The following is a 15,224-nucleotide window of genomic DNA, read 5'->3' as shown; positions in this document are numbered from 1 at the left end:
TAGGGTTAACTTTTTATTTAGATTAATTAAAATTTATATTCAAGCATCAAAGTCCCTCTTGTGCCCAATGAATTTACGAATTCACTGTCGCGTGCTGACCACCAGGCAATAGCCGGCTGATACATTTTATTGAATATATTTTCAACTCCCAGCGAGACTCTCCAGTTTTTATTGATCTCGTAATTTGATTTAAAATTAAAAACGGTGTATTCAGGAACATAGCCTTCACCATATGCGAACAGTCCGGTTTTGGCATTAGGCGCGAATCTGTCCTGTTGGAAAGCGTGCAGCATATCCAGCCCCAGAGATAAAGTATGGAAAGGTTTTACCTGAACGTAAGCAAGTACCTTTGGCGCAGAAATACGGCTGTTGTTGATCTTTGCCGAATAATCCCCGTCATCTTTGATTGAAGTAATTCCTTCCATCCAGCTGTAGCTTCCTCCAAAATTGATCCATCGTGCAGGGGTAAAATGCAGGAATCCTTCCACACCGTAAACAATTTCCGGAGACCTCTGTATGGTTAACGCTCTGTCTGCACTTTGTACAAATGAGGCTCCCAGCTTTGAAGTACTTACATAGGATGTGATCTCGTAGTTTACCCATTTTGAGATCTGTCCTGTAGCACCGAATTCATAGTTGTTAACAATGATAGGCTTGGTTTCAAGATTCTGAATGGTTCCCTGGGTAGATGTTCTCAGGATTCTTCCCAATTCGTTGATGGAGTAGGATTGTGAAAAGCTTCCGAATAAATTAACGAAAGGCTCAATATTGTAACGCACCCCTAAATTGGCTACTAATGCATTGTATTTTAGTTTTCCGCCGGTAACGAAAATGCTTGTTGTAAAAGTTCCGTCATTTTTAATGGAAGAAAGGGTATTGAAATCTCCAACTTTAACGCTCATGTTTTCATAACGGAGACCGCCTTTGATGGTTAATTTTTTCAGTAAATCAATTTTAACCAATACAAAAGGGGCAAGGTTGGTCATATTCATGTCAGGTGTCCAGTAACGGCCGTCTTCCAATTTTTGAACAGTCTGGTCGTTAAGGATATCCATTCCGTACATGATTTCTCCCTGGGAATTGGCGGCATTCCAAAGTTTTGTGTCAAAGTTGAATCTGGCGCCGTATTTTTTGGAAATTACATTGGATTGGCCTCCTCCTAAAAAGGTATCGCTATATCCGTATACTGTTCTGAAATCCTGCATGTATGCATTGAAGTTCAGTGATGTAGTTCCCCAGAAAAGGTTCTGGTTATCATAGTTGATTCTGAAATTATGGTTTCTGGGCGTTCCCTGAGGAGTGGTTTCAAGGCCTTTTCCCTGTCCTTCCCCGATCGTTGATGTTATGCCATATTTACCGGTTTTTAAGCCTAAATTAAGATCAGATCTGGATGAATACCCTATGTAAGATGCTTCTATTCTCTGGTCGTTATTGATGTTATAACCTATTTTCAGCATTCCGTTGTAGTTATCCATTTTAGCGGTGCTGTAGGTTGGGGTAAGGTAAACGCCGTCTGCATCTTTCATATAGCCAGTTCTCTCATATGCAAGGGAAAAGACATAATCGAATTTATTCACTTTTCCGGATAGCAGCTGGCTTGCTCTTACTCCTAGAGTTCCGCCATACGGCTGGCCTGTAAAACCTACTTGAGTAAGGCCGGAAATTTTTTTGTCTGTCTGGTTTCTTCTGGTGATATAGTTAATAATCCCGCCATCTGCACCATTTCCGTAGATGGATGATGCTCCTTTGATTACCTCAATTCTTTCAATAACTGAAGGATCAATGCTTCTGATGTCTCTTGCGCCATTCCTTAGCGGTGTAGACTGGGGAATTCCATCAATAAGCACAAGAACCTGGCGGCCTCTCAGGGTCTGCCCCGTATTGGAAGTCTGTCCTGAATTGGTACCCAAACTGGGAACTGTATACTGAAGTATGCTGGTAATGTCCGAATTAACGGTAAGCTGAGACTGGATCTGCTTTTCTGAAACAACTGTTACCGAGCTTGGAATTTCTTTGATATTTTCTTTTTTTCTGGAAGCAGTCATTACAACTTCATCTACATTGTTGGTCTGCAGGCTGTCTTTAACCTGAGCAAAAATAGTTGCCGACCCTAAACATGCGACTGATAAAAGCGCTTTTTTCATTATATTTTCTTTCCTAGTTTTTTTTGTTTTCCCCACCATACCAAAAATCCTGTGACAGGAAGCGAAGTACAGATAAGCCCGGTAATGAACCAGAGTATTTTTCCAAAAAGGCCGAAATAAGACCCTGTATGGATATCATAGTTGGCATTGGCATATTTTTCAGCATTGTTGAGTTTCTGATGAGGTTTTTCTGCCAGCAGTTTTCCTGAGTATTTATCAAATACCAATGTGTTTCTTTCACTGAAACGCCCTTCTTCACCGTATATGGTAACGGGGATGTTTTTCAGTTCTTTTCCTTTTTTATTTTTTCCGTTTAACGGAATTCTGAAACTTGAAGATGAAGGATATAGTTTTCTGGTTTGCCCTGCAGTGATATCAAAAACTGAAGTGTTTTTTGCCATCAGGGAATCAGGAGATTTAATTTCTTTTTCTTTCGGAAGTTCAAGGGAACCGGACAATGTAAAATTGAAGGCATTTTTTACATAAGGATAGGCAAAATAGATCCCGGTAAGACTTATAAGCAAAGCCAGAAAGGAAGCATAAAAGCCTGATACGTTGTGAAGGTCATAATTTCTGCGTTTCCATGTTTTTACATTTTCCCAGCTGAACCAGAAGCGTCCTTTCCTTGCTTTTTTATTCTTGGGCCACCATAGAATGATTCCTGTAATTAACATGAAAATGAATAAAACCGCAGGAATTCCCACCACATATTTCCCCCAATCCGATTTTAGCAGCAAGCTCCAGTGAATAGCCTTTAAAATAGGGAAAAGATCATATTTTTCGTTATAAATTCCTACAACTTCCCCAGTGTATTGATTTACATAAACCAGCTTATTGATAAGCACTTCATCAAAATAATTCCAGGCCTTTTTATCTTTCTCATAATAAGAGAATTCGTAAGACTTGTTCTTATCTAAAGGAATTTCAACAGAACTGATGGGATATTTCTCATTGAGTTCCAGAGAAACCTTTTCTTTAAGAAGCTCAATGGAAAGGGGATTTTCTTTAACAGTTCCCGCTTTTACATAAATGGCATCTTTTCTGAGAACGTTTTGAATCTCATCTTTGAACACATACATTGTACCTGTAAAAGCAACAATGAAAATAATGATACCAACGGATAAGCCAAACCACAAATGCAGTTTGGCCGACCATTTTTTTGTAAAAGAAACTTTCTTTTTATGGTGGTGCTTCTTTTTCATAGTAAAAAGCTAACCGAGGTGATTAGCTTTTATTTATTATATTAAAATTTATATCCAATTGATAGTCTCCAGTTGCGTGGAGCATTGTAGATCCATGTATATGAACCGTCATCAGGTCTGTAACCGCTGTAAAGTTTTCTGTTCAGAACATTGTTCAGCAATAGATTAACATCAAATTTTTTAGCTGCGTAAGAAATTCCTAAGTTAGTATCGAAGTAATCTTCCAGGCTTTGATCCTGTTTTGCACTGGTTCCGAACCAGGACTGTCTTCCTCCCTGATACTGGTATCCGGCTGAAATACCGAAACCTTTTAAATTACCCTGCTCAAATCTATAGCTTAACCAGGTGTTCTGAACATTTTTGGCATTTCCGGGCGCTGCCGATCCTATTCTTGAAAGATCTGTGTCTTCTGTTACTACAGCATCGGTATATGCGTAGTTGATCACAACGTTTAGCCCTCTTACAATCTCTCCTTTGATATCTGCCTCAAACCCTCTTACTCTTTGTTCTCCAATTGCCAGCCTGTATGGAAAATTATAGGTGATACCATCAGGATTTAATACTCCATGTTCTCTGTCTTCTACGCTTATATTTTTTCTTTTTATTTCATAAACAGCAAAAGTAGAGTTCCATTTTCCATTGAACCAGTCTTTTTTCAGTCCAAATTCAATATTTTGGCCTTTTAACGGGGCAGGAATGCTAGTATTGGTATAGTTTGCTACTGATTGAGGTACAAATGTTCTATCAAAAACTCCATACACTGAAAAATCATCTTTAATAGAGTAGCTGGCACCAACTCTTGGGGTAAATTCTCCAGCCTGGTCAGCTTTTATAGGATCTAAATTAGGATATCCCGAGAATGTTGTACCACTGGTATATCTTCCAGCGAGTGTAATACGTAATTTATTATTAAGCATTTCTATCTGATCCTGAGCATAATAAGAAGTATATTTTACTCCCTGATCATTATAATAATCAGCATTTCTGTTCAGATAATAAGCACTTTCAGGAGGTAGTGTAGCTGGATTTACACCGTAAATAATATGATGAACATCAATAGACCCTCCATCTCCTAAATAAGAGAAATCAGCTTGGTATTTTCTATTTCCGTAATCGAATCCGGCAATGATTTTATGAGTAATATTCCCTGTTTGTAAACTTCCTCTGACATAGGTCTGGAATATATTGTTTTTCCCCAGAGCCTGCCAGTTGCTTAAAGATCTGCTGAGAATATTTGGATCTGAACCATAGTAACCGCCCCACCATGAGCCTCCGTCATAATTCATATCCATATACGCATATTGCGTACTCCAAACCCAGTCTTTGAATAGCTTCTGATCTAAGCTTAAGAATAAACTCTGATCCTTTACCTCTGTTTTTTTGAAGTTGGGATCATTGAAGTTTGTATGAACATTTAGTGAAGCATAACCGTCCTTAGACATTAAGTAAGCTCCCGGCTGGTTGAATTTTAAAAACTGATAGTTGTACTGTGCTGTAAATGTAGTTGTTTTTGTAGGTCTGAAAGTAATAGATGGTGCAATGATTATTTTGCTTGTTTTATCATTTTCTGACCATGATTTGTTTGAACTGCCCATTAAGTTCAAACGGTAATCCAATACACCGTTTTTAACGATAACACCGTCAAGGTCTGCCTCACCTCTGAAAAGGTTGTAGCTTCCTGTTGTGAATCTTACACTGTTGGCAAATTTTCCAGTTGGCTTTTTGGTAACCACATTATAAAATCCGGCTGGATCTCCCATAGATCCCATGAAACCCGCAGGCCCTTTTACGAATTCTATTCTGTCAATAATAGAGGCGTCCGGATTGATAGGTCCCCATGTGGAAGAAACATTCATTCCGTTCATGTAAGTGGCTATACTTGCCCCTCTCATAAAAACGTTGGAATAAACATTATCCCAGTGTTCCACCTTTCTTGCTCCACTTACGTTACGGACAATACCTTCAGACATGTTTAAGGTGATCTGATCTGCCAAAACCTGGCCGCTTATGGATTGTACATTCTGTGGAAGCTCAATAAGAGGTGTCTGAAGTCGTAGTGAACCTGAAACTTCATTAAGTTTATATTTCTGATAATATCTTCCGTTGACAACAACTTCTTCGATATCATTAGATTTGGTAGTATCTTTTTCTTGAGCGTAACTCAATATAGAACCTAACATTGAGGCACAGATCAGTACATTTTTCATGAATAAGTCAAATTTTCTGCAAATATATTGTTTTTAATTGTTCTAAATAAATAACAAAGTTGATATTTATCATGAATTTATTAGGTGATGAATAATAAAACCCCGCTTCAGGCATTGCTGAAGCGGGGTTTTTATGAGATTTTATTATTGATTTCTTAAGCTGGAATTTCTCCTTTGTATAAGAAAGAAATAATTTCTTTGTTCATTTTGTCTACCATTTCACTGAATAAGTGGAATGATTCCTGCTTGTAGATCACCAGCGGATCTTTCTGTTCGTAAACGGCTCCCTGAGAAGATCTTCTCAAATCGTCCATTTCACGAAGGTGAAGTTTCCAGTTTTCGTCAATGATTGATAAAGTAATGTTCTTTTCAAAATCATTGATAAGGCTTTCACATTGAGTATCATATGCTTCTTTAAGATCAGCAACAATAGTCATTGTTTTGTGCCCGTCTGTGAAAGGAACCTGAATCATTTTAAACATAGAACCCTGATTCTGGTATACATTCTCAATGATAGGGAATGATTTTTCTTTCAGTAAGTTAAGCTTCATTCTGTAATCTTCCTGAGCTGCTTTGAATAGAATATCAGTTAATTCCGCAACCTGCTTGCTCTTGAAATCACTTTCAGAAACAGGAGATTCCATGGTGAAGAACTTAATGATATCGAATTCGAAATCTTTATAGTTTCCTGTGGCTTTTCCTTTTGCCACAATTGAATTGGAAACATCAAAGATCATGTTGGCAATGTCATACTTCAGGTGATCTCCGAACAAAGCATTCTTTCTTCTCTTGTAGATCACATCACGCTGTTTGTTCATTACATCATCATATTCAAGAAGTCTCTTTCTGATTCCGAAGTTGTTTTCCTCAACTTTTTTCTGAGCTCTTTCGATGGATTTGCTGATCATAGAATGCTGAATTACTTCACCTTCCTTATGGCCCATTCTGTCCATCATTTTAGCGATTCTCTCGGAACCGAATAAACGCATCAGGTTGTCTTCAAGAGAAACATAGAACTGAGAGCTACCAGGGTCTCCCTGACGTCCTGCTCTACCTCTAAGCTGTCTGTCCACACGTCTTGAATCGTGTCTTTCCGTACCGATAATGGCTAAACCACCGGCTTCTTTTACTTCTTTGGTAAGCTTGATATCCGTACCACGACCTGCCATGTTCGTTGCAATAGTAACAACTCCCGGCTGTCCGGCTCCGGCAACGATTTCTGCTTCTTTTTTGTGAAGCTTCGCGTTCAATACCTGGTGTGGGATTTTTCTTAATTGAAGTGCCTTTGAAAGCAATTGAGAGATCTCAACAGAAGTGGTACCTACAAGTACAGGTCTCTGTGCTGATGTTAATTTTTCAATTTCCTCAATTACAGCGTTATATTTTTCTCGGTTAGTTTTGAAAACTAAATCCTGTCTGTCATGTCTTAAAATAGGACGGTTCGTAGGAATTACCACAACGTCTAGTTTGTAGATTTCCCAAAGTTCTCCTGCTTCGGTTTCGGCAGTACCCGTCATCCCCGCAAGCTTGTTGTACATACGGAAATAGTTCTGAAGGGTTACGGTAGCAAAGGTTTGTGTAGCCGCTTCAATTTTTACGTTCTCTTTAGCTTCAATTGCCTGGTGAAGACCGTCTGAATAACGTCTTCCTTCCATGATACGGCCTGTCTGCTCGTCAACAATTTTTACTTCACCGTCAATGACTACATACTCATCATCTTTTTCGAATAATGTGTAGGCTTTTAACAGCTGGCTCATTGTGTGTACACGCTCAGATTTTTCAGCGAATTCAGAGAAAAGTTTTTCTTTAGCCTCAAATTCTTCTTCTTTCGTTAAATTTCTGGCTTCAACTTCAGCGATTTCAGTTCCGATATCCGGAAGAACGAAGAAGTTTGCATCAGAATTCCCCTGAGACATATATTCAACGCCTTTGTCTGTAAGGTCAACCTGATTGTTCTTTTCTTCGATTACGAAGTAAAGGTCTTTATCTACAATCGGCATATCACGGTTGTTGTCCTGCATATAATTAGCCTCAACTTTCTGAAGCAATGCTCGGTTTCCGCTTTCCGATAGGAATTTGATTAATTGTCTGTTTTTAGGAAGACCTCTGTATGCCTGAAGCAATTTGAATCCTCCTTCTTTTGTATTTCCTGCAGCGATTAATTTTTTCGCTTCATTAAAGATCGCAGAAACGGTTTTTTTCTGAACTTCAACAATTCTGTCGATAGAAGGCTTAAGAACATCAAATTCCTGTCTGTCTCCCTGAGGAACGGGACCTGAAATAATTAACGGTGTTCTTGCATCATCTACCAATACGGAGTCAACCTCGTCTACAATAGCAAAGTTAAGTTCTCTCTGTACCAGTTCTGATGGTGAAGTTACCATGTTGTCTCTCAGATAATCGAAACCGAATTCGTTATTCGTTCCGTAAGTAATATCTGAGTTGTATGCTTTTCTTCTTCCGTCCGAGTTCGGCTGGTGATTGTCGATACAGTCAATAGACATACCGTGAAACTGGTAAAGAGGTCCCATCCACGCCGAGTCTCTTTTGGCAAGATAGTCATTCACGGTTACTACGTGAACACCTCTTCCCGGAAGCGCATTTAAGAAAATTGGAAGTGTACCTACCAGCGTTTTACCTTCACCGGTTGCCATTTCGGCAATTTTACCACTGTGAAGAATAACACCACCTATAAACTGAACATCGTAATGTACCATATCCCAGTTTACCGGTGTTCCGGCAGCATCCCATGAGTTTTTCCAAACAGCCTGATCTCCCTGAATCTCTACAAAATCCTTACCTGCAGCTGCCAGCTGTCTGTCCCAGTCGGTTGCTGTGATGCGGATTTCTCCATTCTGTGCCCATCTTCTTGCTGTTTCTTTTACTAATGAAAATACTTCAGGAAGAATCTGAAGAAGAACTTTTTCTTCGATTTCGTATGATTCTTTTTTCAGAGTCTCGATTTTTGAGAAAAGAGCCTCTTTTTCGTCAACGTTTTTCGAATTTTTTATCTGCTCTTGTATCTGTTCTATCTGCGCTGTGATTTTGCTGGTTGCAGATTTAATATTTTCTTTAAACTCAGCAGTTTTTTCTCTCAAACCATCATCAGACAATTGCTGAACGGTTGGTTCTACAGCTTTGATTTTTGTTACAACTTTTTTTACTTCTTTTAGGTCCTGCGCTTTTTTGTCTCCCAAAAACCCTTTAAGAACTTTGTTTAAAAAACTCATAAATTTTTTGCTTTATGCCTAAACCAATAATGTTTTAAGCGTTTTACTGACACACTTACCGTGTGAATGTTATATATAAAAAAGGGCAAAAAAGCTCTAAGCATGACGCTCAAAGCTTATTGCTTTCATTAATATTCGTCTTCGTTCCAAAGGAAATCCTCGTCGGTAGGATAATCACTCCAAACCTCTTCGATAGATTCATAGATCTCTCCTTCATCTTCAATTGCCTGAAGGTTTTCAACTACTTCCATTGGTGCACCAGTTCTGATTGCATAGTCAATAAGTTCTGCTTTTGTCATTGGCCAAGGTGCGTCACTTAGGTATGAGGCTAATTCTAATGTCCAGTACATAATTTTCTAATTTTTTTTGCAAAAGTATAAAATTAGCTTATATTATATGCTTTTTTATACTTGATTTTCAATTCTTTTTGATTAATTTTTGTTCATTGTTCTTTATAGACTGCGTTACAGCTATGTCAACAACTTACATGATGTCATTTTCTCAAAAACCATTCCACAAATTTTTTTATGCCATTTTGGAAGTCTGTGTCTGGTTTGTAGCCAATTAATGTCTTCGCTTTTGTAATATCTGCATTGGTTTTCTGGACATCTCCCGGTTGCATTGGCAGATTTTTTTTAATGGCAGAAATTCCCAGAGTAGTTTCTATAGTACCTAACATTTGAGATAGGGTAATAACCTCGCTTTCTCCCAGGTTGATAATCTCATAAACCCCGGAATGAGCTTCCAGATAAAGGATTGATTTGGTGATTCCATCAATGATATCATCAATATAAGTATAGTCCCTGGCTGTATTTCCATCACCATAAAATGGTATTTCCTGGCCTTCAGTGATCAGTTTTGTAAACTTATGGATGGCAAGATCCGGTCTCTGTCTTGGGCCGTAGACGGTAAAAAATCTGAGCTGGATGATGTCTATATGATATAAATTATGGTAAACATGTCCTAAAACCTCACTGCTCTTTTTTGTAGCGGCATAAGGAGAAATAGGGCGGTCGACATTGTCTGTTTCTGAAAATGGAATTTTTTCATTATTTCCGTAAACGCTTGATGAAGAGGCGCATACGAATTTTTTAACATTGAATTCTTTACAAAGCTCCCAAAGATTCATAGTTCCGCGCACATTCACTTCTTCGTATTCCAGTGGTCTTTCAATGGAAGGGCGCACTCCTGCCAGTGCTGCAAGATGAATGACAAGATCTATTTTGTGATTTTTAAAAATGGTTTCAAGTCCCTTTTTATCACGGATATCCTGATAATACAGCTGGTATTTGTCTGACTGAGATATGACGGTTAGGCGCTTAATATCGGCCTCTTTGTCCGAAAACTCAAAATCCGGATTTTTGTCAATAGACTCTAATGTATTTTTAATTTTTATCTGATAATTATAGAAATCATCAAAATTGTCAATGTTTATGACAGAATGTCCATTCTTTAATAATCGTTCTATTAAATGAGAACCGATGAATCCGCTGCCTCCTGTTACAAGATAAATCATTTGTGCATTTTACTGCTGCGAAGATAAGAATTAAATAAAAAAAGAACCTTGAAAAAGGCTCTTTTTAATTAATCAGTTTATCATAAACTTCTGCGTTTCGGTTTTTCCGTTTTCTTCTACTTGAATAATGTAAATACCTTTTGAAAGGTCAGATACATTTACATTGTCCTGTGTTTTGGTATTGATCATCAGCTTAGAAGACTGATCGTAAATTTTTATATTTTTAAAGGCGTTTTTGTCTGAAGAAATATGAATAATCCCATCTTTTACCTGGGTAGGGAAAATAGTAAATGCTGTTTTTTTACCGGAATCACTTACGGAAAGACTATTTAATGTTCCTGTTAGCTTTACATCATCAACCCTATATCCGGCATTGCCCACAACGTTTGTGAATTTTATTCTGAGATTTGATACAGAAGGAATGCTTCCCGAAGTATTAATAAGAGTCCATATAGAAGTTCCGGATCCGGAAGGTCTTGAATAAGTTAGCTGGGTCCATGCAGAGCCATCCCCGCTTACTTCTACTGTCATCTGATTACTTGCGGCATCCAAACTTTTCCACTGTCCGAAAGAAAGGGCGATATTGGTGTAATTCAGGGTATTGATTCCTGAAATAATTATAGATCTGTCTGGTGCGATGGCTCCAATAAATACGCATCCGTTACCACTAGCTCCTGTATATCCTGTTGATGGGGTAGACGTTCTTACATCTGCCGTGCCAGTGTAGGTAATAGGAGAGGCATTTTCATATCCTGTATAAGAAGAAACCACCGTTGTTGCGGATGGATTTCCAAAATTTTCAGAATAAATGGTAGTCTGCGCAAATGCAGGAATGGCTGTCATTAGAGACAGTACGAGATAAAGTTTTTTCATTGTTTTTATTTAAACCAGCAAATGTATTTTTTTAAATTAAAAAAAACAAAGTTCCAGGAAAAAAGTGTTTTTAAAAAAATGAATATCTTTATTCTGAAAATTATTAAAAAAGACAAACATGTATTTTACCGGACAAATTTTAAAAATGACAAGTTTCAACGATCAGCCCATCCAATATTATCTAAATCTTGCAGGGGATCTGATCCACATGAATGAACTGTTCGGAAAGGAATTAACGATAAAACATACCGGGTTTCAGTGTGTAAACTGTGGTGAAAATAAGCCCATTTACAGAATGGGATTCTGCAAAAGCTGTTTCTTTGAAAGCCCTTATGCAAGCGATACAATTATCCGTCCCGAACTTTCCACAGCACACTTAGGAGTTGCCGAACGCGATCTGGAAGTTGAAAAACAAATACAGCTGCAGCCTCATACCGTGTATCTTGCCTACACCGGAGACGTAAAGGTCGGGGTAACAAGAAATACCCAGATCCCGACAAGATGGATAGATCAGGGAGCTACTTTTGCCCTTCCGATTGCCAGAACGGAGAACCGTTATGAAGCGGGAATGATAGAGGTTGCCTTAAAGGAGCACCTTCCTGATAAAACCAACTGGAAGAAAATGCTTCAGGATGATTTTGAGGGTGAAATGGATCTTGCCGATTTCCAGCAGAAGATCAAACAGTATTTTCCTGAGGATTTCCAAAAGTTCTACAGCGAAGGAGAAAATCTCTGGAAATTTGATTATCCTTTTGATAAACCTGCAAAAATAAATTCTTTCACACTCGATAAAAAACCTGAATATACCGGTAAACTGATAGGGATTAAAGGACAATATCTCAGTTTTGAAGGCGGTGATTTTATAAATGTAAGAGGACATGAAGGCTATGTGATTGATTTGAATATAAAAAATTAATATTATATTTAAAATAGCAAAAAATAAATCACATATATGAAAGGATGGGTTAAAAAATTATTGATAAGTATCGGAATTCTTTTGTTCATTCTTTTGGTAGCGAATTTTGGACTGAATATATGGCTTAAAACCCAGCTTCCTGAATATATAAAGAAAAATACGGATTATAAGGTTTCTTACAAAACTCTGGATGTAGATCTTGGCTCCGGAAATATTTTCGCAGAAGGCATTACGGTAAACAGTAAAAATCCTCAGAATACGGATGTTATCGGGCTTCAGGGAACAATTGATACGCTAAAGATCAGCCGTTTTGGAATTTATGATGCTATTTTCAATAAAAGAATAAGTTCATCGGATCTTCTTCTTGCCAAACCTAATTTAAATATAAGCCTTGCCAAGCCCGTTGACCATAAAACAGGCAAGAAACGGAATCCTGTTTCATTTGAAAACATAAGGATCAATAAAGGAACGATCAATATCTTTAAACATACCAAACAGAAATTTCTGTCCGTTCGGGAACTTGATCTTTTTGTAGAAAACCTCCAGATGACGGAAGAATCTGTAGAAGATAAACTTCCTGTTGTTTTTGACAAGTATGACATTAAAGGAAAGAATTTCTTTTTCCGTCCGGATAACGTGTATGCTGTTACGATCAGTAACATCAGTACAACAGATGGGCAGATGTCAGTTGGGAACTTTCGCTTAGTTCCGCTTTTGAGTTTTAGCCAGTTTAAAAGATATTATCCTAAAAAAGATAAGCTTTTTGAATTTTTTATTCCTAAAATGGATTTTAAAGACATCGTTTTAGAAAAAAATAAAATTTCACTGGCCAATGCCGATTTTCAGAATCCTGTTCTTACCGTCCATAATACAGGAGTAAAACCTGTAAAAACACAAAAAAAACTGAATTTTGAAGTTAATCTGGAAGATATCAGGCTCAACAATGCAGCTGTAATTGTCAATAAACCTGATGGAAATAAACTGCTGGCCGCAAAAACACTGAATGTAAGAGTTAACCAGCTTAAATTTGATAAGGTGACCGCTGAAGAGATAATTCCTGTGGGGTATAAAGATTTTCACTTTTCAGGAAAAGACATACAGTACTCAAACCATCAGAACTTTACAGTGGAGAGCTTTGCATTAAATCCTGGAAGCGGAGAAATCAGAAATCTTATATTGACGCCCGGGGCTTCTGTTCCAGGAAAAGTTTCAATGGATCTGAAAACTAATCATATCGCTTTTAATATCAATAAATTTGAGTTTATTAATAAAAAACTTAACCTGGACCTGAAAGACGTACTTGTTGAGAATATTAACGGAACCGTTAAAGCAGCTGAAAATAAAATAAAAAAGAATTCTGGTCCGGGAATTATAGGGTCTGTTATAGTTAGGAAGATGACTCTTAAAGACTCTGATGTCGTTTATGATAAAGGGATGCAGCCACTGGCTTTTCATGACCTGAATGCTACGGTAAATAATATTGAAATTGCACCAAAGCCAAACAATCAGGGACTTTCTTTTAAAGTCAAAGACTATTTTCTGACCACCCGGAATTTTGCCTATAAAACACAATTCTATAACCTGACCGCCGGACTTTTAAAATTAAATAAAAATAAAATCCAGGTTAATAATTTTGCGATGAAGCCGCTCGTTTCAAGAGCCCAATTTATCAAAATGATACCTGTTGAACGGGATCTATATGATATTAAAGTCTCCCAGATCAGTGCAGACGGAAGCTGGGATCTCTTTTCTGATAAAAAGTCAGTTAATGCTTCAAATGTCACGGTTCTTGCTGCAGATGCCAATATTTTCAGAAGCAAGATTCCGAAAGATGATCCTAAAGTAAAGCCGTTATATTCAAAACTGCTCCGCTCCATAAAAATCCCATTGACGGTTAATCATCTGGACCTGAAGAACTCAGTCCTTGTTTATGAAGAGGATACCCCGGAAAGTGCAGGACCCGGAAAACTGACCTTCAGTAATTTTAATATGAATGTTAAAAACCTGAATTCGGCCAAAGCAAAAGGAAAGCCTACAAGAGTTGATATCAAGATCGATTGCTCGTTTATGAATCTAGCCCCGCTTTCCGTAAACTGGAATTTTGACGTAGCAGATCAGAATGACCGGTTTGCAATTTCCGGAAGAACAGCCAATCTTCCTGTAAGTGGGATCAATCCGTTTATCAGGCCTTATCTTCATGTAACGGCTACTTCAGGGACAATCCAGGAGATGTTGTTTAATTTTAAAGGAAATCCGGCAGGACTGAACGGAACATTCAATCTGAAACATAAAGACCTTAAGATTGCTGTCCTGAATAAGGAAAACCATGAGAAAAAAGGAGTGCTTACCGCAGTTGCCAATCTTTTTATCCGAACCGATTCCGGACGTTTTCCTGAAGCTGTTACAGTAGAAAATGTTGAAAGGGACCCTACCAAATCGTTTTTCAATCTTTTCTGGAAGGGTATTGAACAGGGATTGAAAAAAACGCTGATAGGAAGGAATATTGATAAGACTGAAAAAACCGTAAAAAGTGCCGTTTCTTCAGTAAAAGAAGTAAAACAGACGGTAAAAGAGCTGAAACAGGACATCAAAGCCAATAAGGAAGAGCCTAAACCTCAGAAAGAGAAAAAGAAAGGCTTCCTGAAAAATATCTTTAAGAAAAAAGAAAGCCCCGAAACAGAATAGTTCCGGGGCTTTCTGAAGTTTTATCTTAATCTGTGAATATTAAAAATTAAATTCTTCACTTTCCTGAATGGGAATATCCCTTAAGAATTTATCAAATTTTTCACCAGGATAGTTGCTGTCTGCTCCGTAAGAATCAATGATCATTCCACGGTTTCCGGCATTGTCCTTTACAATATATAGTACGGCATTGTCATCCGGATTACTGTCGCCTTCAAAGCGGTATGTCTTTAAAATAGTCAGCTCGGAAGGCTGATATACCTTGTCTGAATTTTCAAGCTTCATTTCGCAAGCCTCATTCATCCTGAATTCTCTCTGTATTCCTCTTTCCGAAAGGGTATTCATAACCTGGCTCAAAGTTGTCATCCGGTCCATATTTTCTGAATTATCCATAATATTATTTTCTTAAAGTACTACAATAATTAAACCATTGATCTGCTAAATTTAAATAAAA

General features: G+C 37.8%; 10 protein-coding genes. 2 read left to right on the top strand and 8 right to left on the bottom strand.

Annotated features, from left to right (window positions below; translation table 11 throughout):
- Positions 1-26: 26 nt before the first annotated feature.
- From HNP36_RS11115 to HNP36_RS11085, 7 genes are all read right to left on the bottom strand, one after another.
- Positions 27-2,144, bottom strand: coding sequence for a TonB-dependent receptor (locus HNP36_RS11115; RefSeq protein WP_184163097.1), 2,118 nt, complete (start codon positions 2,142-2,144; stop codon positions 27-29).
- Positions 2,144-3,346, bottom strand: coding sequence for a PepSY-associated TM helix domain-containing protein (locus HNP36_RS11110; protein ID WP_184163096.1), 1,203 nt, complete (start codon positions 3,344-3,346; stop codon positions 2,144-2,146). The genes HNP36_RS11115 and HNP36_RS11110 overlap by 1 nt, the downstream gene beginning before the upstream one ends.
- Before the next feature lie 41 nt (positions 3,347-3,387).
- Positions 3,388-5,553, bottom strand: coding sequence for a TonB-dependent siderophore receptor (locus tag HNP36_RS11105; protein WP_184163093.1), 2,166 nt, complete (start codon positions 5,551-5,553; stop codon positions 3,388-3,390).
- A 155-nt stretch (positions 5,554-5,708) separates the two neighbouring features.
- Positions 5,709-8,783, bottom strand: coding sequence for a preprotein translocase subunit SecA (secA, locus tag HNP36_RS11100; RefSeq protein ID WP_184163090.1), 3,075 nt, complete (start codon positions 8,781-8,783; stop codon positions 5,709-5,711).
- 128 nt (positions 8,784-8,911) lie between these two features.
- A complete protein-coding gene (locus HNP36_RS11095; protein ID WP_002662059.1) occupies positions 8,912-9,133 on the bottom strand; it encodes a DUF2795 domain-containing protein in 222 nt (73 codons plus the stop codon).
- Between the two features lie 143 nt (positions 9,134-9,276).
- A complete protein-coding gene (locus HNP36_RS11090) occupies positions 9,277-10,299 on the bottom strand; it encodes a GDP-mannose 4,6-dehydratase (RefSeq protein ID WP_184163087.1) in 1,023 nt (340 codons plus the stop codon).
- 72 nt (positions 10,300-10,371) lie between these two features.
- Positions 10,372-11,172, bottom strand: coding sequence for a T9SS type A sorting domain-containing protein (locus HNP36_RS11085; protein WP_184163084.1), 801 nt, complete (start codon positions 11,170-11,172; stop codon positions 10,372-10,374).
- A gap of 118 nt (positions 11,173-11,290) precedes the next feature.
- On the opposite strand from HNP36_RS11085, the gene HNP36_RS11080 reads away from it, so the two are divergent.
- Positions 11,291-12,088: a DUF2797 domain-containing protein gene (locus HNP36_RS11080; RefSeq protein WP_184163080.1), complete on the top strand. Its 798-nt coding sequence runs from the start codon at positions 11,291-11,293 to the stop codon at positions 12,086-12,088.
- A gap of 36 nt (positions 12,089-12,124) precedes the next feature.
- Complete coding sequence (locus HNP36_RS11075; RefSeq protein ID WP_184163077.1) at positions 12,125-14,773, top strand: hypothetical protein; 2,649 nt, start codon at positions 12,125-12,127, stop codon at positions 14,771-14,773.
- A 39-nt stretch (positions 14,774-14,812) separates the two neighbouring features.
- Here HNP36_RS11075 and HNP36_RS11070 read toward each other — a convergent pair whose 3' ends face one another.
- Complete coding sequence (locus tag HNP36_RS11070; RefSeq protein WP_184163074.1) at positions 14,813-15,163, bottom strand: hypothetical protein; 351 nt, start codon at positions 15,161-15,163, stop codon at positions 14,813-14,815.
- Positions 15,164-15,224: the final 61 nt, after the last annotated feature.

It is taken from the genome of Chryseobacterium shigense (assembly GCF_014207845.1).
Lineage (GTDB): Bacteria > Bacteroidota > Bacteroidia > Flavobacteriales > Weeksellaceae > Chryseobacterium > Chryseobacterium shigense_A.
The sequence above is the reverse complement of the archived record's forward strand: the minus strand, read 5'-3'. Positions and strand labels throughout refer to the sequence as shown.

Bases quoted from the DNA above. Each gene is read 5' to 3' on its own strand.
- HNP36_RS11115 (WP_184163097.1), bottom strand. From the start codon at position 2,144: ATGAAAAAAGCGCTTTTATCAGTCGCATGTTTAGGGTCGGCAACTATT.
- HNP36_RS11110 (WP_184163096.1), bottom strand. From the start codon at position 3,346: ATGAAAAAGAAGCACCACCATAAAAAGAAAGTTTCTTTTACAAAAAAA.
- HNP36_RS11105 (WP_184163093.1), bottom strand. From the start codon at position 5,553: ATGAAAAATGTACTGATCTGTGCCTCAATGTTAGGTTCTATATTGAGT.
- secA (WP_184163090.1), bottom strand. From the start codon at position 8,783: ATGAGTTTTTTAAACAAAGTTCTTAAAGGGTTTTTGGGAGACAAAAAA.
- HNP36_RS11095 (WP_002662059.1), bottom strand. From the start codon at position 9,133: ATGTACTGGACATTAGAATTAGCCTCATACCTAAGTGACGCACCTTGG.
- HNP36_RS11090 (WP_184163087.1), bottom strand. From the start codon at position 10,299: ATGATTTATCTTGTAACAGGAGGCAGCGGATTCATCGGTTCTCATTTA.
- HNP36_RS11085 (WP_184163084.1), bottom strand. From the start codon at position 11,172: ATGAAAAAACTTTATCTCGTACTGTCTCTAATGACAGCCATTCCTGCA.
- HNP36_RS11080 (WP_184163080.1), top strand. From the start codon at position 11,291: ATGTATTTTACCGGACAAATTTTAAAAATGACAAGTTTCAACGATCAG.
- HNP36_RS11075 (WP_184163077.1), top strand. From the start codon at position 12,125: ATGAAAGGATGGGTTAAAAAATTATTGATAAGTATCGGAATTCTTTTG.
- HNP36_RS11070 (WP_184163074.1), bottom strand. From the start codon at position 15,163: ATGGATAATTCAGAAAATATGGACCGGATGACAACTTTGAGCCAGGTT.